Annotated in this window: 24 protein-coding genes and 1 other RNA gene; 11 read left to right on the top strand and 14 right to left on the bottom strand. The window is 49.7% G+C overall.

What is annotated here, in order from left to right; all coding sequences use genetic code 11:
- Positions 1 to 15 precede the first annotated feature (15 nt).
- The 4 genes from HWI92_RS01560 to ssrA form a co-directional block, all read right to left on the bottom strand.
- On the bottom strand, positions 16 to 384 hold the full coding sequence (locus tag HWI92_RS01560) for a hypothetical protein (RefSeq protein WP_204660455.1): 369 nt from the start codon (positions 382 to 384) through the stop codon (positions 16 to 18).
- Between the two features lie 75 nt (positions 385 to 459).
- Complete coding sequence (locus tag HWI92_RS01555; RefSeq protein ID WP_204660454.1) at positions 460 to 720, bottom strand: helix-turn-helix domain-containing protein; 261 nt, start codon at positions 718 to 720, stop codon at positions 460 to 462.
- Between the two features lie 96 nt (positions 721 to 816).
- On the bottom strand, positions 817 to 2004 hold the full coding sequence (locus tag HWI92_RS01550) for a phage integrase SAM-like domain-containing protein (protein WP_204660453.1): 1188 nt from the start codon (positions 2002 to 2004) through the stop codon (positions 817 to 819).
- Positions 2005 to 2176: 172 nt separating this feature from the next.
- Positions 2177 to 2548, bottom strand: a transfer-messenger RNA (tmRNA) gene (gene ssrA, locus HWI92_RS01545).
- Positions 2549 to 2802: 254 nt separating this feature from the next.
- Here ssrA and HWI92_RS01540 point away from each other — a divergent pair.
- On the top strand, positions 2803 to 3237 hold the full coding sequence (locus tag HWI92_RS01540; protein ID WP_204660452.1) for a PepSY-like domain-containing protein: 435 nt from the start codon (positions 2803 to 2805) through the stop codon (positions 3235 to 3237).
- Positions 3238 to 3359: 122 nt separating this feature from the next.
- On the top strand, positions 3360 to 4274 hold the full coding sequence (gene hemF, locus HWI92_RS01535) for an oxygen-dependent coproporphyrinogen oxidase (protein WP_204660451.1): 915 nt from the start codon (positions 3360 to 3362) through the stop codon (positions 4272 to 4274).
- A 4-nt stretch (positions 4275 to 4278) separates the two neighbouring features.
- On the opposite strand, the gene HWI92_RS01530 is transcribed toward hemF, so the two are convergent.
- Positions 4279 to 5364: an o-succinylbenzoate synthase gene (locus tag HWI92_RS01530; protein ID WP_204660450.1), complete on the bottom strand. Its 1086-nt coding sequence runs from the start codon at positions 5362 to 5364 to the stop codon at positions 4279 to 4281.
- Positions 5365 to 5429: 65 nt separating this feature from the next.
- On the opposite strand from HWI92_RS01530, the gene lpxK reads away from it, so the two are divergent.
- The 4 genes from lpxK (at position 5430) to HWI92_RS25385 (ending at position 11657) form a co-directional block, all read left to right on the top strand.
- Positions 5430 to 6476, top strand: a complete 1047-nt coding sequence (gene lpxK / locus HWI92_RS01525; protein WP_204660449.1) for a tetraacyldisaccharide 4'-kinase — start codon at positions 5430 to 5432, stop codon at positions 6474 to 6476.
- Positions 6477 to 6535: 59 nt separating this feature from the next.
- A complete protein-coding gene (locus tag HWI92_RS01520; protein WP_229248696.1) occupies positions 6536 to 8470 on the top strand; it encodes a putative porin in 1935 nt (644 codons plus the stop codon).
- 72 nt (positions 8471 to 8542) lie between these two features.
- Positions 8543 to 11449 carry a PD-(D/E)XK nuclease family protein gene (locus HWI92_RS01515; protein ID WP_204660447.1) on the top strand — a complete coding sequence of 969 codons (2907 nt, stop codon included), beginning with the start codon at positions 8543 to 8545 and terminating at the stop codon, positions 11447 to 11449.
- 73 nt (positions 11450 to 11522) lie between these two features.
- Positions 11523 to 11657 carry a hypothetical protein gene (locus HWI92_RS25385; RefSeq protein WP_262897683.1) on the top strand — a complete coding sequence of 45 codons (135 nt, stop codon included), beginning with the start codon at positions 11523 to 11525 and terminating at the stop codon, positions 11655 to 11657.
- A gap of 87 nt (positions 11658 to 11744) precedes the next feature.
- Here HWI92_RS25385 and HWI92_RS01510 read toward each other — a convergent pair whose 3' ends face one another.
- The 3 genes from HWI92_RS01510 to HWI92_RS01500 form a co-directional block, all read right to left on the bottom strand.
- On the bottom strand, positions 11745 to 12065 hold the full coding sequence (locus tag HWI92_RS01510; RefSeq protein WP_204660446.1) for a hypothetical protein: 321 nt from the start codon (positions 12063 to 12065) through the stop codon (positions 11745 to 11747).
- A 189-nt stretch (positions 12066 to 12254) separates the two neighbouring features.
- Positions 12255 to 12560 carry a hypothetical protein gene (locus HWI92_RS01505; protein WP_204660445.1) on the bottom strand — a complete coding sequence of 102 codons (306 nt, stop codon included), beginning with the start codon at positions 12558 to 12560 and terminating at the stop codon, positions 12255 to 12257.
- A 100-nt stretch (positions 12561 to 12660) separates the two neighbouring features.
- Positions 12661 to 12870, bottom strand: a complete 210-nt coding sequence (locus HWI92_RS01500) for a hypothetical protein (RefSeq protein ID WP_204660444.1) — start codon at positions 12868 to 12870, stop codon at positions 12661 to 12663.
- A gap of 78 nt (positions 12871 to 12948) precedes the next feature.
- On the opposite strand from HWI92_RS01500, the gene HWI92_RS01495 reads away from it, so the two are divergent.
- Together HWI92_RS01495 and HWI92_RS01490 are read left to right on the top strand one after the other, a co-directional pair.
- Positions 12949 to 14811 (top strand): tail fiber domain-containing protein, encoded by a 1863-nt coding sequence (locus HWI92_RS01495; protein ID WP_204660443.1) that lies wholly within the window; start codon positions 12949 to 12951, stop codon positions 14809 to 14811.
- Positions 14808 to 15494, top strand: a complete 687-nt coding sequence (locus tag HWI92_RS01490) for a T9SS type A sorting domain-containing protein (protein WP_204660442.1) — start codon at positions 14808 to 14810, stop codon at positions 15492 to 15494. The genes HWI92_RS01495 and HWI92_RS01490 overlap by 4 nt, the downstream gene beginning before the upstream one ends.
- A gap of 5 nt (positions 15495 to 15499) precedes the next feature.
- Here the strand turns inward: HWI92_RS01490 and HWI92_RS01485 are convergent, their stop codons facing one another.
- Positions 15500 to 16282 carry an SDR family NAD(P)-dependent oxidoreductase gene (locus HWI92_RS01485; protein ID WP_204660441.1) on the bottom strand — a complete coding sequence of 261 codons (783 nt, stop codon included), beginning with the start codon at positions 16280 to 16282 and terminating at the stop codon, positions 15500 to 15502.
- A 1-nt stretch (position 16283) separates the two neighbouring features.
- Positions 16284 to 17663 carry a Gfo/Idh/MocA family protein gene (locus HWI92_RS01480; RefSeq protein ID WP_204660440.1) on the bottom strand — a complete coding sequence of 460 codons (1380 nt, stop codon included), beginning with the start codon at positions 17661 to 17663 and terminating at the stop codon, positions 16284 to 16286.
- Positions 17664 to 17795: 132 nt separating this feature from the next.
- Here HWI92_RS01480 and HWI92_RS01475 point away from each other — a divergent pair, with 132 nt between their 5' ends.
- On the top strand, positions 17796 to 18278 hold the full coding sequence (locus HWI92_RS01475) for a DinB family protein (protein ID WP_204660439.1): 483 nt from the start codon (positions 17796 to 17798) through the stop codon (positions 18276 to 18278).
- A 21-nt stretch (positions 18279 to 18299) separates the two neighbouring features.
- On the opposite strand, the gene HWI92_RS01470 is transcribed toward HWI92_RS01475, so the two are convergent.
- Complete coding sequence (locus HWI92_RS01470) at positions 18300 to 18944, bottom strand: 3-keto-disaccharide hydrolase (RefSeq protein WP_204660438.1); 645 nt, start codon at positions 18942 to 18944, stop codon at positions 18300 to 18302.
- 169 nt (positions 18945 to 19113) lie between these two features.
- On the opposite strand from HWI92_RS01470, the gene HWI92_RS01465 reads away from it, so the two are divergent.
- The gene (locus HWI92_RS01465; RefSeq protein WP_204660437.1) at positions 19114 to 21129 is read left to right on the top strand and encodes a PAS domain-containing sensor histidine kinase; all 2016 of its coding nucleotides are present in this window, start codon (positions 19114 to 19116) and stop codon (positions 21127 to 21129) included.
- A gap of 8 nt (positions 21130 to 21137) precedes the next feature.
- Here HWI92_RS01465 and HWI92_RS01460 read toward each other — a convergent pair whose 3' ends face one another.
- Together HWI92_RS01460 and HWI92_RS01455 are read right to left on the bottom strand one after the other, a co-directional pair.
- Complete coding sequence (locus tag HWI92_RS01460) at positions 21138 to 21428, bottom strand: GNAT family N-acetyltransferase (protein WP_204660436.1); 291 nt, start codon at positions 21426 to 21428, stop codon at positions 21138 to 21140.
- On the bottom strand, positions 21425 to 22342 hold the full coding sequence (locus HWI92_RS01455; protein ID WP_204660435.1) for a sugar phosphate isomerase/epimerase family protein: 918 nt from the start codon (positions 22340 to 22342) through the stop codon (positions 21425 to 21427). The genes HWI92_RS01460 and HWI92_RS01455 overlap by 4 nt, the downstream gene beginning before the upstream one ends.
- 107 nt (positions 22343 to 22449) lie before the next feature.
- On the opposite strand from HWI92_RS01455, the gene HWI92_RS01450 reads away from it, so the two are divergent.
- Positions 22450 to 22953: a VOC family protein gene (locus HWI92_RS01450; RefSeq protein WP_204664168.1), complete on the top strand. Its 504-nt coding sequence runs from the start codon at positions 22450 to 22452 to the stop codon at positions 22951 to 22953.
- A gap of 35 nt (positions 22954 to 22988) precedes the next feature.
- Here HWI92_RS01450 and HWI92_RS01445 read toward each other — a convergent pair whose 3' ends face one another.
- Positions 22989 to 24131, bottom strand: coding sequence for a glycoside hydrolase family 5 protein (locus HWI92_RS01445; protein WP_204660434.1), 1143 nt, complete (start codon positions 24129 to 24131; stop codon positions 22989 to 22991).
- Positions 24132 to 24149: the final 18 nt, after the last annotated feature.

Below are 24149 nucleotides of genomic sequence, written 5' to 3'. Positions count from 1 at the left end.
GATGCTCAAAGCTTACTACTTGCAACCTCCTGGTTTTACCCACTGCAAATAGTAATCACTGTTCCAGCACACCTCACTAGCTTTTTCTTCCGCCTCACTTAGTGACCTCGCCTCTATCTCTATCAACTCATCAAAGAGATTTCCATTAGTAACTTTCATGGTATATTTAGAAAGTGAAAATTCTTCGGAAACAGAAGCCACTAAGCCAACCACCTCAAACAAATCCTCAAAGGTCAGCACCTCCTGCTCATCCCGCTGACTGATAAAGACTGCCAGGTTCTCAACACGGCTGCGCTGCTCAACCTTCCTCACTGTTAACGTAAGCTCCTCTCCTACCTCAATCTCCCTTAGCTTTTCTTCTATTTTACCGCTCAATGAAGCCATAATCAGCCGTTTACCGTTTCACTAAGATAATAATTTAATCACATATTTCAGATTAAGTTTGATAAAAAAATAGGCTTAGATTGCTTTTAACAGCTTTTTCCCCAGGTCAGTAAGGGCGTATTGAACGTAGTAGCTATCACGACCCAGTGACTCGGCTGTGCCTGCTTTTACCATAGCCTTTAGGATCGTGGTCACGTAGTTCGCTGACAGGCCCAGCAGTTTTGAGAGCTCGTTTGCGCTGGAATTCTTTTGAACAAGCAATTCCTGAGCAACCCGTAGCTTGATGGCATTGCTATATATCGTCTGAACGGCTGCTATTTTTTCTTTGTCGGTCATAAAAATAGCCGTGGATTTGACCCCACGGCCGTTATCGAATGTTCGCGTTATGTGTAAAGTGCTTTTTACAAGCTAAATACTGTCATTGGTGTCAGATCAGGCAAAGTCAATATTCTTTTCTTTGAATTCTGAAAGGATTCTCCTTTCCTTAATGCTGCCATAGTGCTTTACTTGGCGAGTGGACGTATGGCCGAGCATGGTAGCCACCACTTCCTCGCTCAGGCACAAATCATTTAGGCACCAGTCGGTGAATGTCTTCCTTGCAATTTTATTGGTCAGGTTCTTTTTGATGCCAACCGCTTCTGCGATTTGCTTTAAATACTCGTTCGACTTTTGGCCGGTAATTTTTGGCAGACCAGCAATGCTGCCGTACTTTTCAATCAACCCTAAGGCATACTTGTCCAGCGGAAAAATTGATGGAACGTTGGTTTTGATCCGCCGGACCTTCATAAACTCACAACCTTCAAACGTGTACCGTGACTCTTCCTTGATCTGCCGGTAGTCGCTAATGTGGAGACCCGTGTAGCACATGAAAAGAAAGGAATCTACCACACGCTCTAATCTCGGGCTCCAAGGGTGCTTCTTAAGAAGATCCATTTCCTTTGCATCCAGGCAAGTGGTGTCGAGCTCTTTGGTCCACTCTAATGCTAATCCATCAAACGGACTTTTGTCACAATAACCCTCCCGCATAGCAAATTTAAAAAGCCCAATGCATGCCTGCACAATCTTGTTGCAATAGTCGTTGTGATAGCCTTTTTCTTTAAGCCAGTTCCAGAATCCTGACACTTGCTTGCGGCCAATCTCAGAAACCTCCATTTCTTTTTTCAGAAACTGATACAAATACTTGTAGGACCTGCTGTACCTAAGAATCGTAGTTTTTGCACGCTGCTTCAATTTAAGCTGAGCCAGGTACAATTCACTCAGCTTTGTAATCCCACATCCCAACTGGTCCTTACCCAAATAAATGTCCCGGACTTTGTCAGCTGGCAGAACTACTCCCCTTCCCCTTGAAGCAATGTAAATCGCTTCGATCTCTGATCTAACCAGATCAAGTCTCCTGTTTAGGTCTGCTACTGCCTGAGCCGATCCTTTCACCTTTTGCAGCCGCGACTCCCACTTTGCCGGGTCAACCACCACGCCCGTCGAGAAAACATTTGCCCTCTCACCATTAATGGTTATGCGACAGTTAACGACGCATAATCCTGCTTTGTTGACGGCACCTCTACGGATGATAAACCTCACACGCATCTTAATTACTGACTGTTTGATAAACGAAGGGTACATACTGTAAAATGTTAAATGAGTAAGGCTTTCAATAAAAGGTAGCTATATAATATACGCAACCTTTTTGTAACCCTTTTCTGATTTAACGGTAAAATCTAAAAACCCTACTACACGAAAAAAGCAGGAAGATTTTTCCCTGCTTTAATGCGTCGTTTTTCAAGAAAACACTACTTTGTGGAGATGCGGGGAGTCGAACCCCGGTCCAGAACAGGGAAACCCTGCGCCTTCTACATGCTTATCCTCGATTAGGTTGTCGGGCCAGACAAGGTTCGCGGCGGACCCGCGTCTAAGCCTTAGATACTAGGGTCTCGTTGGCTTTACGCATCAATATACCAACCAGCGCTGCGGTTCGACACCTCGGAGCCCACCCGGCAGCACGTGGGGTGGAGAGATGATGGCATTTGCTAAATCCTCCGGATTAGGCAGCCATGGCGTAGTTATATTCGCCGATTATTGTTTGAGAACATTATTTCCGGGAGGTATTCTCAACTCCCGACATGCTTACACACAGACTTCCAACCCGCTGTCAATTCCAGTCACCCCCATTTGTTGGCAACCGGCTTGCGTTATCAGATAACGTTTGCCTGATCAGCGTTTCATTGCAGAAGGTAATACAAGCGGGACTTCGGGAAAGTTCGGTTTCTAGGGCATTAATTTTCTTTTGCTTCCTCACCTATCTGACTATCAGCTGCTGATCATTCATTTTTTTCATAAAATATTTTAAAACCTTCAGATAGGGGTATGACCGAACTCGGTTGTCACACTAAAAACTACTCATTTAAATCTGACACAATGAATATGAAAAATGCCTCAGTTTGCCTCATGCTGCTGCTTGGGATTATGACAGCCTGCGACAATGAAAAGGTGGTTGACGAAGCCACCCTTCCCGCCCGCGCCAAAGAATATGTGGAAGCCCACTTTCCCAATGCGGCCATCAGCCAGGTAGTGCGCGATCGTGACGACCTGAGTGTATCCTGGGACGTTACCCTGAACAACCAGTTTGAGCTTGAATTTGACAAAGCCGGTGACTGTTACAGCGTAGAGGCACATCAGAGCGAGCCTCTCCCCGACTCTGTCATTCCGCTAAAAATACTGGAGTACACCGCAGAAAATTACCCGAAAGCATTTATTACTTCCTGGGAAAAGGATAAAACCGACCAGGAAATAAAACTGTCTGACCAGACGGAGCTGGTGTTCAATCTCAGCGGTACCTTCCTGCGCATGGATCAGTAACAGCATGCATTTATTAGTCTGAAAAGTAAAGCCGGAAGCGGGACCAGTTCCCGCTTTTTTGCATTAAAAACCCCTGCTTTCATATTTCTGCTAATTTTACCGGCCTAACAGCAGGCGTAATAATGAACGTAGAAACGATCGAAAGCTACTTTAAGGGTTTACAGGACAGGATTTGCAATGCTATTGAAGACGCGGATGGCACCGGCAAGTTTCAGGAAGATTTGTGGGAACATCATTCCGGAGGAGGCGGCCGTACCCGGCTTATCCAGGCGGGCAGCGTAATCGAAAAAGGCGGTGTTAACTTTTCAAGCGTCCGCGGCGAGGTACACCCCCGGCTGCGCCAGCAGATGAATCTCAGCGAAGGCGACGACTACCACTTTTCTGCTACCGGCGTTTCCATCGTGATGCATCCGCAAAATCCGCATGTCCCGATCATCCACATGAATGTGCGCTACTTTGAGCTCAGCAATGGAATTTGCTGGTTTGGAGGCGGCATTGATCTTACTCCTCATTATGTTGTGGAAGAGGATGCCCGTCAGTTTCACGATCAGCTCAAAGCAACCTGCGATAAGCATCATCCTGCATTTTACCCCGACTTCAAAACATGGGCAGACGAGTACTTTTACATACCGCACCGGGAAGAAACCCGGGGGATAGGCGGTATTTTTTTCGATTACCTTAAACCCAACCAGGAAGGCAGAGGCCAGAATCTGTCCAAGAATTCACTTTTTTCTTTTATACAGGATGTAGGTGAAACTTTCGCGCCTGCCTACACGCAGCTCATGCGGAAGTACCACGACAAGCCTTTTACCGAAACCGAAAAGCAGTGGCAGTACCTGCGCCGCGGACGGTATGTGGAGTTCAACCTGGTTTGGGACCGGGGGACAAAGTTTGGGTTGGAAACAAACGGTCGTACCGAGTCGATTCTAATGAGCCTTCCGCCGCAGGCAAACTGGGAATACAACTTTGTACCGCAATCCCATTCAGCCGAAGAAAAAACACTCGGCTGGCTGAAGAAAGGCATTGACTGGGTTTAATCGTTCAGTTGAACTCCGGCAATGCCCATTCCTGGGCTGTATTGTAGAAAAGGTGGCCCTGAGACACCTTTAAGGGCGAATCAAAATTGTTGGTGTAAAGCTGGCCGGTACCCAGCCCCTGGGGCAGTGGATTTTCAAAGCGGGCGGTAAATTGTGCGATGGCATTCAGACCGATATTGGACTCTAATGCCGAGGTGATCCACCAGTCAATCCCGAGCCGGCCGGCAATCTCAATCCATTCACTGGTATGCCGGAAGCCCCCCAGCAGGCCGGGCTTCAAAATGATAAAAGGGGGAGCAAGTTTCTTGAGCAGCGAAAACTTTTCACGGTAATCCATAATGCCTATCAGCTCCTCATCCAGCGCTACGGGCACCGGAGAGCCCGCGCAAACTTCGGCCATCAAAGCATGCTGACCAGCTTTTACAGGCTGTTCAATGGAATGCAGGGCATACTGCGACAGTTTTTCCAGTTTTGCAAATACCTCATCCTGCCCGAATGCCCCGTTTGCATCCACGCGCAGGGTGATCTCATCAGGGCCAAACCGCTGCCGGATAGAATCCAGGATGCGGCACTCCTTATCAAAATCAATGGCTCCTACTTTCATTTTCAGGGTCGAAAAACCCTGCTGAAGCTTCGCTTCTACCTGTGCCTGCATGTTTTCAAACGAGCCCATCCAGATCAGCCCGTTCATCAGTATACCTTTTCCGTGAAGCGAAAAATCAGTGTCATAAAGAATCCTCCGTCCGCCCTGCATATAATCCAGTAAGGCCGTCTCCATTCCAAACCGCACCGAAGGCAAATGCGGCGGAACCAGCTGGTCGAGAATAATGTCGAGATTGAATGGAAAAACTTCCAGGTCGAGATCATTGAAGGTGTCACACACTGAGGCGAGCTGCATTTCAAAGTCAGCAACATCGTCCACACTCAGTCCCGGCAAAGGGCCGCACTCGCCAAAACCGTATATGCCAGGCTGCTCATCATCACTCACTTTCAGTACCCAGGCTTGTTTTTGGGTCAAAATACCGCGGGAAGTACCAGCCTCCTGTTTGAACTGGAGTGTATGCGGTTTGAACACAAATTTTAAGGACATGCCGTGGTTTGTAGGGTTTTGCGGGGCTCAATATTAGGCAAAAATTACGTAATTATGCATCAGGTATGAACGAACAAAACGGGTTAAAGGCACTGCTGGCGCCGCTCAACAGCCTTTATGGCGGCATTATGGCGGCGCGTAGCCAGGCTTACAGCACTGGATTGCTGCGCTCGGTCCGCGTTCTGCAAACGGTCATTTCAATAGGCAATCTTACGGTTGGAGGAACTGGAAAAACGCCTGTGACTGAGTACCTGGCCCACCTTTTGTCGGCTCGCAGGAAGGTTGCCATTCTCAGCCGCGGCTATGGCCGTAGTTCCAGGGGATTTGTACTCGCCTCTTCGACCAGCACAGCCGCCGATATCGGGGATGAGCCTCTTCAGTATTTTACCAAATTTGGCAACTCCGTCGCAGTAGCCGTGTGCGAAAACCGGGTGGAAGGTGCACACATTTTGCATGATCAGTTTCCGGAACACAGCCTGCTCCTCCTGGACGATGCTTACCAGCACCTTGCGATTAGACGGGATATCAACCTGCTTCTTAACGACTACAACAGGCCATTTTATAAAGATGCGCCTTTCCCCGGCGGCAGGCTCCGCGAAAGCCGGAGAGCGGCAAAGCGCGCCGATGCCGTTATTGTGACAAAGTGCCCTGAAAATCTTGACAATTCAGAGAGAGCCAGCATAACGGAACGTCTCCACCGCTATACTCAGGCAGGCACACCCATCTTTTTTTCTTCCACAGCCTATCAAGGTGCACTGGACTTTAACAATCAGCCCGTGGCGTTAAAGAATGTTAAAATGGTTGCCGGCATTGCAAATCCGGCTCCCTTTGCAGCACATCTTGCCCGGAGCTTCGTTGTTGAAGACAGGCTGGTATTTCCGGATCACCACAATTATACTGCCGGCGAGGTGCTGGCCATGATTCAAAACTTAAAAAAAGGTACTTTTGTGGTTACGACCGAAAAAGATATGGTCAAGCTGAAACCCCTTGCGGAACAGCTGGGCCTGACCGGGCAGTTTGCATACATTCCCGTTTCTGTGTGCTTCGGCCATGATTCGGAACGTTTTAATGAATGGATTTTTAAACAAATCGGAACCCGGGCCGTCCGGTAGCGATCGTTCCTCCTATGCGCATTATTCTGGCCCACTGGTGGGTATTGTGTTTTTTAATATTGGCTCACAGCGCAGCGCAGGCACAGGTACGTATGCCGGGAAATATGCGGATGCCGGGTGGTGGAGGTGGCGGTTCCAAAGGCGGAGGTCAGGGAGGCGGCGCTATTCTTGACGATAGTACCAAGAACATCTACGGCCCGAAAACGACCCGGCATTTTTACGAAAATGATATCCTCAATAACCGCGACTCCGCCCGGTACCTTGTGGATACAAGCCTTACCTACTTTCACCGCTGGACACCCATGGACCTGTCGTGGGGAAAGCTGGCAGACCTCGGCAATACAGTCACCGCCACACGCAACCTGTTTTTTGAACCCCGGTCGGATATCGGTACGCAGCTGGGAATGAGGGTGTACGATGCCTATGCGATCAAGCAGGACGAGGTGCAGTATATGGATACCAAATCGCAGCATACGGAATTGATCTTTCACGGGGGAGGACGAAAAACTTCCATGGGCCGCTTTGCATACACGCAAAACGTGCATTCGCGCTTCAACTTCGGGCTCAGGGCACAGCGCCTGACGTCCAACAAGCAGTATGGTTTTGTAAACACGCTCAACTCGGGCGCCTTTCTCGGACAAAACTGGACTTTGCTGATGCATACCAGCTTTTTTTCCAAAAACGGAAGGTATGCGATCCTGGCCCACTACCGACACATGAACCAGAAGGTGCGGGAACAGGGGGGCGTGATCCCGAACGTGGAAGACGGTGTGGAAAACCCCTATTCTTACGACGGCGCGGCAAACATGAGCGACGATGCCAATTCCTGGGAGCGGAGGCATGTGTTCCATATTTACCAGCAATACCGGCTGGCCAATGGTTTTCAGGTTTTTCAGCAGGCAGATTACCAGAGTACCATCGACCGCTTCACAGATCTCGCAATTTCCAGGGGACTTGAAAAAGGTGTTTACCCTGTTTCCCGGTTTGCATCCGATTCCACGCGGCAGGATATTTATTTCAAATTGTTCGATAATAAAGTAGGTATCAAGGGCTTCTACTCCGGATTCAACTACCGGGCATACCTGCGCCAGCGCTTCTATGGCATGCGGGCTGAAAGTCAGATCGGCAATGACGCAGGGCGGCCCTATGCAAAGTACCGTACGGGTCTTAAATTCGACAACATTGCCGGTGCCTGGCTGGGGTACTACCTCAAAGATTCCGTTCAATACCTGACCGCGGAAGCAGAGCTGAACCTGGCGCAAAATGTGGAGTACAAGCTCAAAGCCGAGCTGAATACGAGGTGGGGTAAAGCCGGGTTCCAGAGCATTCAGACTGCTCCTGACCTGCTTACCCAGCGTTATTTCGGCAACGCTTTTGAATGGCGGAACAACTTTGACCCAACCAAGGTACAGACGGTTTATGCGTCACTCGCGCTGAAAACAAAAAAGATCAACTTTGTTCCGGAAATACAGGTTCACCAGGTCAACGATTACATTTACTATGATACCGCTGCCGTGCCCCGGCAGCTCAATGCAGGGTTCCGGATTCTGCGGGTAGGCTTCAACTCCAATATCCGCCTCAATCGCTGGAACTTTACCACCATGGGTTACATGACGCTCAACGACAACAAGGATGTGATCCGCATTCCGACCTATTTTGCCAGCAGCGAAATCAGCTTTGATTTTGTGTATGCCAAAGTATTGTTTATCCAGCTAGGGCTCGCCGGGCGCTACCGTTCATCGTACCTGGCCGATGCCTATATGCCTGTGACGCAGCAGTTTCATCTACAGGACAATACCCGCCTGCCTGGGAATGTGGTAGTGGACGCATTTGCGAATATCCGCATCACGCGGGTACGGATGTTTTTCAAAATGGCCTACCTGAACCAGGGTGGTCAGTTCGGTGTATTTCCGGAAGGCTACTATGTGACGCCCGGCTACCTCGGACTGGCGCGTGCATTTTCATTCGGGATCAACTGGCCGCTGTTTGACTAACTTGCAGAACCAGCGGAGCCAGACAGGTTAACCCTGCACCAGCGGTGTGAACGCATCCAATAACCCAATTTCATGGCACAAACTTTTCTCAATGCCGCGGCACGGCACATACTCGGTCAGCATTCGTCCCTGGAAAACGTGCACATTGTGGTACCCACACGCCGCGCTGCATTTTTTCTGATGCGGGAACTGGCCGTGGAAACTGCCCTTCCGCTCATGAGCCCCACAGTAGTGGCAGTGGACGATTTTGTGGAAAGCCTGTGCGCATTGCAGGTGGAAGATCCTGTGCACCTGCTTTTTGACCTTTATGAAACCTTCCGCGAGATTGACCCTGCCATCAGCTTCGAGCGGTTTATGGGCTGGGCATCCGTACTGCTTGCCGACCTTGACCGGGTGGATCAGTACCTGGTGGATACGGACTACCTCTTTTCCTATCTTTCCGAAGCACAGGCCATCAGCCGCTGGCAGAGTAACCTGCCGGAAGGAAGGGAGCTAAGCATGGGCGGTGGTACTTCCCAGTATTTTTCACTTTTTGAAAACATCAAAACCCTGTACACATCCTTCCGTACGCGGCTTGCACAGAAAGGGAAAGCATACCGCGGTATGGCCTACCGGGAAGTAGCCGAGCACGGGGCGGAAGACCTCACAGCATCTGCCGGTTTTGAAAAAATATACTTTGCCGGGTTCAATGCATTCACCCAGTCCGAAAAGGTGATTATACAAAGGCTGCGAAAGGCGGGCAAGGCTGAGGTACTCTGGGATACGGACCGCTATTACATGTCGGCCAACAAGAATATGGAAGCTGGCAGGACCCTGCGCGAGTACCAGCAGAGCGGCACATTCGGGCCGTGGAACTGGACAACCGACGATCTGCTCAGATCTTCCAAAACAATCACGGTGTACGGTGTACCCAATGCAACGCTTCAGACCAAAGTAGCGGGACAGCTGTACCGCCAGATGCGGAAACTGGATTCGGCGGATGAACCTACGCCTACTGCCATAGTACTGGCCGATGAAAACCTGCTGCTGCCGATGCTCTATTCGCTTGATGAGCAGGTCGAAGACCTGAATGTAACCATGGGGCTTTCCATGCGTAACTCATTGCTATATACCTTGGTAGACGGCATTTTTGAATTACAGCAGAACATGGTGGAGTTCAGGGTAAAAAGCGGCAAGACCGTGCGGGTGCCCAAGTTCAGTCACAAAACCATTGACAAAATACTTAACCATCCCTTCATCAGGCACTATGAGCACTCGGCATTGCACCCGCTCGCCGACGGGCAGACGATCGTGCGAAGGACCTTGCGGGAAATTACGAATGGCAATAAGGTTTTTCTGAGCTCGGCAGACCTGCTGGATCTGGGAGAGCAGCATCCCCTCTTTAAAGTACTCTTTACGCACTGGCCCAAAAATGACCCGAAAGCGATTATAGCCAGCTTTTATCAACTGATCGAGCTATTGAGGGAAGTTTACAAGGATTATAAAAACGCACTGGAAACCGAATACCTGTACCTCTTTTATACCCTGCTTAAACAATTTGAACAAACGATTGAAGAAAAGTCGGGGCTGGTTACCCTGCGTACTCTCAAATCGTTCATGTTTGAGCTCATCAGGCAAACAAAAATCCCTTTCAGCGGTGAGCCGGTAAGTGACCTGCAGATCATGGGAATGCTCGAAACGCGGGCGCTTGATTTCAGGAGACTGATCATTTTGTCCATGAATGAAGGCATGCTGCCGCAGGCTAAGCGGCAAAACTCGCTGATTCCGTTTGATGCGGCGCAGGAAGCGGGGCTGCCCACGCACCAGCACCAGGAAGCTGTGATGAGCTACCATTTTTACAGGCTGCTTCAGAGAGCCGACGAGGTACACCTGCTTTATACCAGCACCAACGATGCTCCGGGCGGCGGTGAGCGGAGCCGGTTTGTGCGCCAGCTTGAATATGAGCTGACCGCTTACAATCCCAAAATCAGGATCATCAACAAAACGGTTTCATTTGAAGCCGGGCGGCAGCAGGAACTGGCAGAAACGGTCCAGAAGGACGCCGGCCTGATTGCAGCTATCCGTGAGTACCTCGGCAACAAGGGCTTATACCCCACGCACCTGAATGAATACATCCGCTGCTCCATGCAGTTTTACCTCAAACATATTGTAGGCGTAAAAGAAAAGGAAGAAGTGGAGGAAGAGCTGGGAATGGACAAGATCGGGACTTGGCTGCACGCTGTGCTGGAAAAACTGGATCAGGACTTTTTCCTGCACGACAAAGATCCTTCAGAAGCTGAGATTGAGCTTGTACTGAGGCAGGAATTTGAAGAGCGTTTCAGAGGGTATGTGACTGAGCAGGGCCTGAACCGCATTTATTTTCAGATTGGCAGCCAGCAGATCATGACTTTCCTGAAACATCAGATGCAGCAGGAACCCCGGAAAAAGATCCTTGCCGCAGAACAGCCGCTTCGTACGAGTGCCAGCTTTATTTTGCAGGGCATGGAGACGCCCGTTCGTTTCGGCGGTAAGATCGACCGCATTGAGCTCACTGCCGACGGCACATTGCAGGTCATGGATTACAAAACCGGAAGTGTGGAAGTAGCCGGCAGGCAGAAGCTTGCAGACCCTATGCAGCGCGACGAGGTACTACGCCGCAACCGGGACCGGAAAGTGGGTTACGTACGCCAGCTCTGGATGTACGAGTACCTGATGTACAAGAAAATGCTGGATGAAGGCGGACTCACGCTGCGGGATGAAAATTATGGCTTCGGCGTTCCAGTGAAGTCCGGCTTTTATTCGTTCCGTGATCCGAAGACTCCGATCTCCAATCCATTGGAACTTACGGCTACACCTGATCCGGCGGCATTTATTGCGCATTCGGAAGGTATACTGACCGATATTCTCAACGAGCTGCTCGATCCCGAAATTCCGTTCAGCCAGACAGACGATGCCGGAACATGTACCTACTGCGATTTTGCGGGGATTTGCGGAAGGTAGAGGATGTAAAAATTACAAATGTGCATTACAACCAGGATAGTGATTATTTGCTCTTATAAAAAATATGTCACTCATGATTGTCCTCGCAAAAATCACCCTCTGTATCACATGGCTCATTGCATTTCTGCTGACCTGCCTGCTTGCCGGCATTTGTTACCCGCTTATCACCATAGCCGAAAAGCTGGAACTGTTTTTTGACGGGCGCTGAACCCGGCCATATGCTTTTGAAATACAACAAAAAAGGCGACGGTTTGACTAACCGATCGCCTTTTTGCACTAAAATAACCCGTTGAGATTATCCTACATTATTGCCATTCTTGTCCAGCTTAACCCTGGCGCTTTCGTCACCGTTGGCAACCTGTAATTCGTAATATTGCGTTTTATCGTCTTCTGTTACCAGAAATGCCTTTTTAACTTTCCAGCCCGAGAACTGCTCTCCCTTGATGGTCTTTTTAATGGCCTCAGGAAGTTCCTCAGGTTTTACAGGGACTTTATCTTCTTTTAATTTGGCGACCTGCGTAGTTGCGGTCTGCGCATGCTGCGAAATGGGTTCAGCCTGTACTGATGCGAATGAGATCAGTGAGAAGGCTAATGCCGATACTACTAGCTTTTTCATAATCTGATGTTCGTTTATCAATTGCACGAGGACAATTGTGTTCAAAAAATAACTTTTAAGCTATGCTACTTATTAAAACACATTGTGCCAAATACTATAAATAACTGAAAATGAGAAAATTATCTATTTTTTACAAATTTAAACGTGTTCAGCAGCTACCACGTTTTGTGGGATAAGTCTTCAAATCAGCTAGTTCAGTACTTGTCCTTCACTATTGATTTTAATGCGGCTCTGCTCATCCATTTTGCGGACGACGAGTTCATAATACTGGGTGCCATCATCCTCTGTGATCAGAAAAGATTCCAGGATCTGCCAGCCTGCCCACGATTTGGAGTTGAATGCATTGCGTACCTTCTCCGGCAATGCTTCGGGCTTTACCTCTACCCTTTCCTGAGCTACTGCTTGCAGATGTGATAGATGAAGAAGCTGCGGACGCTCAGGCTGGAAACTAAGCAGTGCGCCTGCAAATGCGACAGATAACAGGATGGTTTTCATAATGACTTTGATGAAGTTGAATGCTGGTACATTTACCAAAAGCATGCCGGTAAAAACAAAAAGCCATCCCGGAGATTCCGGCATGGCTTGCATGAATTTATCACAAACAGATCACTTGTCGTAACCCGGGTTTTGAACCAGCTGTGATCTCGTCACGGCTGAACAGGCGGAAATACATTTTGTCCATCCAGGTGCGGTTTTCATGCGCGCGATTCTCGGTGGGCGTGTAGCTGTAGCGTACACCAGTACCGGCTGTTGTTCCTTTAACCACGACAGCATCTGTCTGCGCGAATAAAAACCGTTTGTTCATTACCACCTGCCGAAGGATTATCGCATCCCTATCCTCATGTACTTGCCTTTTATATTGTCCTGAAAAAACCAGTACTCTATGAAAGCTTTTACTTCGTTTATCTTTCTGCTTATTCTTGCGATTCGCTTGCATGCACAGGCACCCGAGCAGTTCAGCTTCCAGGGTGTGGCGCGGAATGCCGGCGGACAGGTTGTGGCCAATGCCACGGTGGCAATCAGACTTTCTATTTTAAAGAATACAGCCTTTGGTGAGGTTGTGTACAGGGAAACACACAAGCCACTGACGTCATCAGGTGGAGCATTCACCCTCATTGTAGGAACCGGTACCGCAGACCATGGTCAATTTTCCGATATAGACTGGAAAGCCGCAAGCTGGTTTTTACACGTTGAAGCAGACCCCGCCGGCGGGGCGGCCTTTGTGGATCTCGGCACCACGCAGTTCCTGAGCGTACCTTATGCGATCTTTTCAAACCAAAGTAATCAAGCTGTGCATGCTTCCACCGCAGATAAAGCCTTGCAGGCAGACAAAGCAACGAACGCGGACAAGGCTGCTCTGGCTGATAAGGCCATGCATGCAGATTCCTCAAAGGAGGCTACCCACGCGGTTTCAGCAGACAAATTTCAGGATGACAAGCTCATTGTTCTGAAAGGAAATTATAGTCAGGGTGAAAGCCTGGGAGCCGGACCCGTTGGCTCTGCATTAATATGGTATCCCAAAAAAGCGGCTTTCAGGGCCGGGGTAATTGATAATGGCGCGTGGGATGACGGGAATGTCGGTCAGGGATCAAGTGCTTTGGGCCTTAATACCAAAGCTTCGGGGGAATTTTCCACTGCATTGGGCGGATTGTCTGTCGCATCCGGTGCAGATGCGGTTGCAATGGGTAAGTCATCTATTGCTTCGGGAGATTTTTCACTCGCAGGCGGAACTGCTTCCGAGGCCAAGGGACAAGCTGCTGTTGCCTTTGGATATCAGAGCATGGCATCAAAAACAGGATCCGTAGCATTGGGAATCAACGCCAATTCAGCTGCGGACTATGCTGTTGCTTTGGGTCATCTCAGCCGTGCTTATGGTGAAAATTCAATATCGATAGGACATGATCTGTATGCAAAATCAGAACACGGGATTGCCATGGGGCAGTTTAACGATGATCAGGACAATCCAAGCGATGTTCAGCCACTAAGACGGTTGTTCCAGCTTGGAAATGGAACTGCCTACAACAAGCGATCTAATGCATTAACCATTCTCCAGAACGGCAATGTAGGTTTAGGCAAAAATGCTCTTTTCCCTCAGTATATCCTGGATATTGACGGCCGGCCCAGGCTGCGGCATAATGGGCAGACCGCGGGATTGTACTTTAATTCTTCACAACAGCAGCCGAATGGTTTTGTAGGGATGTATGACGATCAGGCACTCGGAATCTATTTGGGCAATGCCTGGCAGTTTTACGTGATGGAAAATGGAAATGCAAACTTAAAGGGTAAGCTGTATGACAATTCAGACCGAAGATTAAAAAAAGAAATTACCCAATTGTCCAACAGCCTGACAAGTCTTTCCAAACTGAAAGGATACCATTATTATTGGAAAGACCTTACAAAATCAAGAATGATTCAAACAGGGGTAATAGCACAAGAAGTTGAGGCAATTTTACCAGAGCTGGTTCTCACCGGCAAAGATGGGATGAAGTCCGTCGACTATCTTGGCTTTATCCCGCACCTCATTGAAGCCGTCAAAGATTTAAAATCACAGGTAGAGCAGCTTAAAGAAAGCAACAAAACGCTGGTGGACAAAAACCGACGCCTGACTACACAGCTGGCTGCCGGCAATCAGGTGCCGGCCTCTACTGAACAGATGAACGAGATATATGAGCGGCTGATCAACCTGGAAGCCAGGCTTGGCAATAATGCAAAAAGCCTATCTACCGCAACTCCATTCGGCAAATGAAAACCCTGGCTACATTTCTACTCATCTTTGCCGGCGGAGAACTCCTTGCTCAGGCAAATACGCAGTCAGGGATCTACGGAGCTGCCAACAGTGCCAAAGCGGGTACCATCAGCCTTGATTGGGTGATTGGGTCCCTGGTACCTGACAGGCTTGCTGCATTTCCCGTACGGCTGATCAGCTTTGAGGGAAAGCGTAATAATGCAGGCGGCGCTGACCTTTATTGGAAAACCGCGGAGGAAACATCCAATCAGGGCTTTGAAGTGCAGAAATCCGCCGATGGCAGGATGTTCCAGAAGCTCGGCTGGGTAGACGGCTCCAACACGGATGCAGAAAAAGCTTACACCTTCACCGATCCTGCACTGACAAACACCAGCTACTATCGTTTGAAACAAATCAATTATGACGGCAGCTTTACCATCAGCCGGGTCATTGTAGTGATTCCTGAAAATGAAAGCATTGATCATCTGCTGGCATTTCCCGTCCCTTCAGAAGATGGCCGTGTGAGCATTACCCTGCCGGAAAAGACCCAGATGTTAAACCTTTCGGACGTTAAGGGAATTTCATTGTTAAATAAAACACTTCCCCCGGATAAAACGACAATTTACCTGCCGGCTTCCGGCATGTACCTGCTGCATGTCCGGACCAAAGCCGAAAGCAAAACCATCAAGCTGCTGAGAAAGTAGGAAAATCAGCGCGCTGTCCAGCCGCCATCGACGGCAAGTATGGAACCTACCATATAGCTCGCCGCATCACTGGCCAGGAAAATGGCTGCGCCCTGGATTTCCTTCAGCGCTGCCCAGCGATTCAGCGCAGTGGAAGCCAGTATCTTGCCGGCTTCGGGAGTATTTGCAATCGGAACGTTCATCTCCGTCAGGAATGGGCCGGGACAAATTGCATTGACATTAATTCCGAAAGGAGCAAGTTCGAGCGCCAGAGCGCGGGTCATCTGAACAACAGCACCTTTGCTTGCCGTATAGGGTGTACGGTCTGCGAGGCCGATCAACCCCAGCGCACTTGCCATATTGATGATTTTACCGCTTTGCTGCGCCTTCATGTGCGGGACAACTGCGCGCGAGGCCAGCCAGGTACCATTGACATTCACATTCATGACCTGCTCGAAATCGGCATACGTAAGCTGATCAATAGGACCCCGGATATTTATTCCGGCACTATTGATCAGTATGTCGATTTTCCCGAATGACTCCAATGCATGGTCAGCCATCGCCTGCACATCCTGCTCACGGGTAATATCCGCCTGGAAAGCAATTGCCTTCTGACCAAACTCCGCCGTAAGCATTTCCGCCGCTGCGATACCTGCTGCGCCGGTACGGCTCACAAGCATCACGCTGGCGCCTGCCGAGGCAAGTCCGGCGGCCATCGCGAGCCCTAAACCCTTGGGTCCGCCCGTAATAACCGCCGACCTGCCGCTCAGATCAAATTGCCGTATACCCGGCAGTACGTCCCGGACCATATCACTTACTTTTCTTTTTCATGGCAACCGGATCCCAGTTGACGATCTTTTTACTAAAATAACTCTCATTGCAGGCCAATACCGGAGCAGCAGCCCTGAACGCAAAAATCGGATCCTCAACTGTTGCCAGAGATCCCTTTTTGACATTATCAAAGAAATCGCAGAAATGGTTGGCATGCTGGTCATCGTTTTCGGGTGCCTGGAACCGGACCTCCTTCACAGGCTCAGCCTTGCGGGTGTCTTCCGCATATTGCGCATCGTATTGTTTCTTAAACTCCTTCTGCTCCGCTTCCGAAAAGGTATTGTAACTATCATATCCACCAAATCCGGGCGCTTTCGGCAGTTTCTTTTTGGTCAGGATCAGGTTGTTTTCTGTGAATTCAATTTGTCCTTCGGTACCAATGAGCCTTGTATTATTGGCGATCGCTCCCGCATTGGCAAAATTGACGCGAAGGACCGTTTGGAAGTTGGGATGAGCATCTGTTTTGGGATAGTCGAGAATGGACACCAGCACGTCGGGCACATCCCGGCCGTCTTTCCAGTAGCTGAGTTCACCGGAAGAAAATATACGCTCAGGACCCATGGTGTTTGTCACAAAATGAACGCCGGTAATCAAATGCACAAACAGGTCGCCGGCAACCCCGGTACCATAGTCGCGGTAATTTCTCCATCTGAAAAACCGCTTGGCATCAAAAGGCGTTTTAGGTGCATCGCCCAGGAAAGTTTCCCAGTCGAGCGTATTCACGGATGCATCCGTGGGTATGGAGTAGTTCCACGCGCCGATAGCATTAAACCGGTCATTATTGGATTCAACATAGTTGAGCTCACCGATCTCGCCCGCCTGAAACAATCTTTTTGCCTCTTTGAAAGCCGCAGAGCTGATCCGCTGACTGCCTACCTGCATGGTTTTTCCGGCTTTTTTCCACGCATCAATCACCGATAATCCTTCATCAATGTGGTGAACCATTGGTTTTTCACAATATACATTCTTGCCGGCCTTCAATGCAGCTTTGGTGATATGGTCATGCCAGTGGTCCGGAGTTACGATCAGCACCGAATCGATATCCTTGCGATCAAGGATCTGGCGGTAATCACGCGTCGTGAAAACATCTTTTCCAAACACTTCCTTCACCCTGGTGAGCCGGCCGTCGTACAAGTCTGCGGCGGCCACAAACTCCACGTCGGGCGAACTGCGGAGTGCCGCTTTCGTATCACTGTGTCCCTGGATGCCCATGCCAATGGTAGCAAAGCGGATCTTGTCATTAGGACTGATTTTTTTAAGATCCTTGATAATGCTGAAAGGTTTGGCAATGCTTTCAGTGGCTACCAGGGCAGATGCAGCCGTAATGTTCCTGAGAAAATGGCGTCGGTTCGGATTCATGGTTCAGTGACAGTTGTGAGTATTCATAGGAGCACTAAAATATAAAATAATTCACAGCACGGCCATGGCCGGCGCGATATGTTCAGGCAAAGCAGCCATTTTCAATTTTTTATAAAACAAAATAACACCAACATGGAAACCAGCCAGCAAAGCAGTCTGATGAAGGAACTCGAAGATCTGATCACCAAGGGTAATGCACATGTCACATTTGAAGACGCGGTTGCGGGACTTCCGCCGGCCATGAGGACCATGGTGCCCGAAAATCTGCCTTACAGCATCTGGCAGCTCGTAGAGCATGTGCGTATTGCACAAAAGGACATCCTTGAATTTTCATCTTCGGAAGATTACGAAGCGCTCGACTGGCCGGACGATTACTGGACGCCGGCCGTAGAAAACGTCAGCGATTCAGCATGGGAACAATCTCTGGCCGAAATACGCAGCGACCGCAACCGTTTTCTTGAACTTGTAAAAAATGAAAAGCACGACCTGTACGCTGCAATTCCCTGGGGAAACGGGCAAAACCTGCTGCGCGAAGCCATGCTGATTGCGGATCACAATGCTTACCATACCGCTGAAATCGTGGTCATCCGCAGGCTGCTCAAATGCTGGAAGTAAGCCGAGCGTGGTACAGCCGGCTTACAGTTCCTTGATCATGATGTCTTTAAAGGCCACCTGCGCCTTACCACCGCCATGTATCTGCAGGGCTATCAAGCCTTTTTGAGGAATATTTTTGTCAGGCTCTTTGTAATCTACGGTCTGGGTTCCGTTCAGGCGGATGCGGATACGCCCGTTTTCACTTTGTATTTCGTAATCGTTCCAGTCATTTTTCTTAAGAATCCTGCTGATCAGTGCGGAATCGGGCGAAATAAGGGTTTTATTTCTTCTTGACTCATCATAAAGACTCGCCCAGTATTTATCACCCAGGTCGGCCTGGTAACCCGTCATCTCATAAACAGGATCTGTAAGGCGGCGGCTGTGAAACTGCACACCGGTATTGATAAAACCGTCTGTTCCCGTCAGTTTAAACCTGGCTTTCAGGATGAAGTTGGCGTAGGTTTTCCGGGTGGCGATAAATTCGTTGTGCGGGACAGTCTCTGTGAGCGAGCCGCCTGTAAGTGCCCCCTCTTCAATGCGCCATGTTTTTACCGTATCCCCCTCCCATCCACTGAAATTTTTTCCATTAAACAGCGGCACGAAATCAGCAGCAGGATTGATCATACAACCGGATGCAAGTGTGGCCAAACCGGCTGCTGCGGATAACAAATATGAAAAAACACCCATGATGCTCTCTGTTTAGTCTGGTTGCATTTACTTTACTTCGTCAAAAGTATACCTTAACTTATTCCTCCTCATACAGCGTTTTCCTTCTCCCGGAAAGAAGCTCTTCAATGAAGGATATAATAATTACTTTTACTTTAGTGTAATACTTTTCCGGTTAGTTTATATTACAATGGATAATTCCCGCAGCCTGTACGTTGAGCATGATCCTGAAATCATGCATGCGATTGAGAGATTTGAATTGGTTGCCAAAGCCACACACGATGTCATCTGGGACTGGGACCTGGTAAAAGGGACAGTATGGTGGAATCGGGGAATGGAGCATAATTTCGGGTACAAGGCGGAGGATATTGGTCGTGACCTTGATTCATGGACCAATCGCCTGCATCCCGACGACCGGGAGCGTGTTCTCACCCGCATCTATGAAGTGATCGATCACGGCGGCACCAACTGGGCGGATTTTTATCGCTTCCGCAAATCGGATGGTTCGTATGCGCATGTGCATGACCGCGGGTATACCATACAGGAAGACAATAAGCCCGTGCGCATGGTGGGGTCCATGATGGACGTGACCGGTCAGTTACGATCTGAGCGCGAGTTGCAGGAAAGCAGGGAGAATCTGCAGTTTGCGCTGCATGCCGCACAAATCGGGGTATGGAACCTTGATCCCATCAACCGTAAGGTCACCTTCGATGAGCGCTGTATGGAGCTTTATGGATACCCGCTCCCCGAGCAGATGATTTATGATAAAATTGTCATGCTGATTCATGCGGACGACCAGGAACGCATTCAGCAGGCAGTCGTCAATGCAATGAACCCGGTCCTACGGGCTGCCTATAATGTACGTTTCAGAGTGATAGGAGCACAAACCAAGCAATTACGCTGGCTGCAATGCCAGGGTATGGCCTACTTTGATGCCAACAATGTTCCCTACCGTTTTGCGGGCGTGTCACGGGATATTACACAGAGCGTGGTAAGCCAGGAAAAGGTACTGTGGGCTGACCAGCGTGCTGCCATGACCATTGAAGGATCGGGTGCAGGTTCATTTCTGATTGATCTTAAAACAGAGGAAATTATCTATTCGCCTACCATGGCCCGCATCTTGTCAGGCCGGGAGGATGTGGCTATTACCCGGGAAAGTTTCATACAACACGTGTATCCGGAGGATGTATTAACCAGGATGGAAGCATACAAAGTGGCTGCGGAAACTGGTCAGCTGAAATATGAATGCCGGTTTGTATGGGACGACGGGTCTGTGCATTGGGTGCGTGTGATCGGGCAAAATCTGAAAGATGCTAGTGGAAAGGACATTTCGCTATCGGGCATTGTCATGGATATTACGGATCGCATCGAGTCCGAACAAAGGCTGCGTGAAAGCGAGGAAAAGTACCGCCAGCTTGCCATGGAGCTGGAACAAAGGGTAAAAGAGCGTACCGAGGAGCTGCGATTGGCTAACAAGGAGCTGATGAACTCCAATAATAATCTTCAGCAATTTGCCTATGCTGCAAGTCACGATATGCAGGAACCGTTGCGCAAAGTGCTTTCGTTCAGCTCGCGTTTGCAGAATGCGTATGGCAAACAGTTTGACGAGACCGGAGCGTATATGCTCAACCGTATCCAGGATGCTACCAAGAGAATGTCAGGAATGATCGACGATTTACTGACCTACTCCCGGCTGACCCATGATCCTGAGTTTGCCCCGGTAGACATGACCGCGATGGTTGCCAGCATACTGGCAGACCTTGAGATTTCTATTCAGGAGAAAAAGGCAGTAATCCGGACCGAACCGCTGCCGGTAGTATGGGGTACATCGTCACAACTGACGCATTTAATGCAAAACCTCATCAGCAATGCCATTAAGTATCATCAGAACGGCAAACCGGTACAAGTCAGTGTGAGGGCTGAAAAGGCAAGCCGTGATGAGATCAGCTCGCAGGCGCAGCTGCTTCCAAATCACTCATATGTCAGGATAGAAGTTGCTGACAATGGCATTGGCTTCGATGAAGCGCATCTTGACCGTATTTTCCGGATGTTCCAGCGCCTGCACGGGCGGAGTGAATTTGCGGGATCGGGTATCGGGCTGGCTCTGTGCAAGCGGGTGGTACAGAATCACTTCGGGCACATTACCGCGCGCAGCAAGCCAGGTGAAGGTGCCACATTTATGGTATACCTTCCCGAACCCCTTTAGAATATTAACTAACGGCTCCAAACATCGGCATACTCTTCAGGATGGCGCCTGAGCTGTGCGTGCACGTATTCACACAGCGGCACTACAACCAACCCGTTTTCACGGGCATAGCGTACCATTTCGTCGAACATCTTTTTGGCCAGACCTTTACCTTCCATTTCGGGAGCTACCTCGGTGTGGTAAACGGTCAGCGTATGATCGCTGAGCCCAATCACCATCTCACCGATCTGCTTATCCCCTTCTTCGATAAAGAACCCGCCTCTTTTTCTTTGGTCGAGCTTGAATTTTACTTCGTTCATACACCTTCCGCTACTTTTTTCATTTTTGCCAGACCGGTTTTTGCAATCAGCAGGGGATCCTGGGCGTAATATTCTTTATTAAAAACTTCAAAAGAAAGAATAACGGGCTTTTCAGGGTTTTTTAATGTTTTCAGCAAACCTTTCAGCGGGGCTATTCCGTCGCCGGCATAAACCCGGTCGGCATCCGTAATGGTTTCGCGGGGAGGTGTGGCAGGGTAATCGTTCACGTGAAAAATCTCGATGAGCGGCTTTCCCACATCTTTCACGCTATCCATTCCTGAGCCTCCTTTATGCAAATGGTACACATCCATCAGCACACGGGCAGCAGGGTGGTCGGCCTCCACCGCCACATACAGGAGCTCCCCTACCCGGCTCAGATTTTTGCTGAATCCCCAGAGTTCGAGATGCGGGACAACCTTTGTCTTTTCACCCAGTTCAAGGATCGCATGGTAGCGTTCGGCCACTTTGCGGAGGTCGAGTGAGGCACCAGTGGTGGCGCCCATCGGAGGTGCGGCAATGCGTGGACAACCGATCTCCGCAAGCTGGTCCATTTCCATTTTGAGCTGCTCAATCGCCTTTTCGCGCGCACTTTCGTCATCCACAATCCAGGTTGCAAACCCGATCGCATCCTCCACTTTCAGGCCCAGATCTTCAATAATCTTCCTGGCATCGGCAGTTTTTCCTCCCTCTTTCAAAAAATCCTGTAAAGTATTCACCCATATCTCGACAGACTTGTACCCTGCTTTGGCAGCCACTTCAAGCTCTTTCCTGAATCCCAGCTTGTGCCCCCGGAGCGTGCTCATGTTGAGGGCGTAAATAAAGGGTTCGGCTTTCGGCGGGGATGTTGTTTCTGCTAAAAAAGGCTGTGCGCCTGAAACTGCGAGCATGGAAGTCAGTGCTTCTCTTCGGTTCATACGGGTACCAGGTATGTAAAAAAGGTTCTTCTGGTAAAGGAACACCCGGGAATTTTTTACCGGCTTCCCGTGTAAATTCATTAATCCAACCAACCTGCCAGACCATGATGGAAGCCGATGATTACAAAGTGCCACCACTTACGCGTATCGGGCATATTCACCTTAAAGTAGCTGATCTTGAACGCTCGCTTGACTTTTACTGCGGCCTGCTGGGGTTTGAGGTGATGGCACGCTACGGAACACAAGCCGCTTTTATCGCGGCAGGAGGATACCACCACCATATCGGGCTCAATACCTGGTACAGCCAGGACGCCCCTCCTGCCCCTGCTCATGGCGTAGGGTTGTTCCATACCGCAATCCTTTATCCCACAAGAAAAGACCTGGCGGTAATATTTAACCGGTTACGCCTTGCAGATTATCCACTTTCAGGCGCAAGTGACCATGGAGTGTCGGAAGCATTGTACCTGAATGATCCCGACAACAATGGTGTGGAGCTCTACTGGGACCGGCCCCGCGAGCAATGGAATTTCATGCCTGACGGTACAGTCGAAATGTACACCCGAAGCCTGAACCTGAGAAGCCTGCTTGCGGAGCTTGGTGCACCATCCTGACAGTCGGCTCCTAGCACGATCCGTACCGGTGGATTTCAGTACTTCATCAGCAGGGTTAGCAGCTTGCGGTCCAGCTTCTGTCCATGCCAGTCTTCGTAGGCAACATCTTCGCGCCTCGAATTCAGCAGTCCGAAATCACCTGAAAATTCCCAGAGCGCGAAGCCAATGCCGTGCGACGTAAGGATATCAAGTACGTCACCAAACCAGGCCAGAAAAACATCATGCGGCGTCTTGTTCCAGGCACCGCACTCGCCGCAATGCACACCTACACCTTTACCAACAAGCTCAATCCAGGGCTGGTAAAATTTTTCCAGCATCTCACGGCTCAGGTACTGATCGCCTACTTGTCCGGGCCATTTGGGCTCCGGCGCCTTGTCGGGCTCCTTCATGGCCCAGGGCGCCTTGTAATGCGAAATGATACCGGGATGGTAGCCCCGGCAGCTTTGCGCAATGTCCAGGTCGGCAAGCTCGGGGATCACATTGGATCCGCCGTTGTTACCGTCGGCTATAACCAGGTGGTTGGGGTTTTCTTTCCTGATTGCCTGCTGTGCCCCGATCGCTACTTTCCGGTATACGTCGCCCGGCACTGCCGATCTTTTTGAATGCTGATCGTTCATATCTTCGCGCATACTTGGCTCATTGAGCAGGTCGAAGCTGATCTTTTTTGAAGAAATACCTTTGTACCGCCTGGCCCACATATTCCAGTGGAAGTAAAACGCCTCCTGTGCCTTCTCATCCGTCCAGAGATTATAGGGTTCGTGGAAACCTGCATTGATGCAGTATCCAGGAGCGCGGTGCAGGTTGAGGCTCACGTGCATATTATACTTATGCGCCAGGGTCACCAAACTGTCAATTTTAGCGACCTGCTTCTCGTCTATGCTGTATACCTCCTCGGGTGTGATATTCCTGCTGCGGTCAAATTTCAGATAGTACGGATAGGCAATCGGCACGCGCACAAAGTCAAAACCCCAGTCGCTCATCCATTTAAGCTGTTCTTCGGTTGTAGGCTTGCGCTGCTTGTCCGGCTCCGGCCCGAAGAAGTCCAGCAGGTTAAAGCCTTTCCATTTGGGGAGCTTGTTTTTGGCAACCTGTCTTTCGGACAAAGCAAAGCCGCCGGGCAAGGTCATGCCGGCGGCAGCTGCGATACTTGTATTTTTGATAAAAATCCTGCGGTCCATGTCTGAGTTTCCTGATGT

The organism is Dyadobacter sandarakinus (assembly GCF_016894445.1).
Taxonomy (GTDB): Bacteria; Bacteroidota; Bacteroidia; order Cytophagales; family Spirosomataceae; genus Dyadobacter; species Dyadobacter sandarakinus.
The sequence above is the reverse complement of the archived record's forward strand: the minus strand, read 5'-3'. Positions and strand labels throughout refer to the sequence as shown.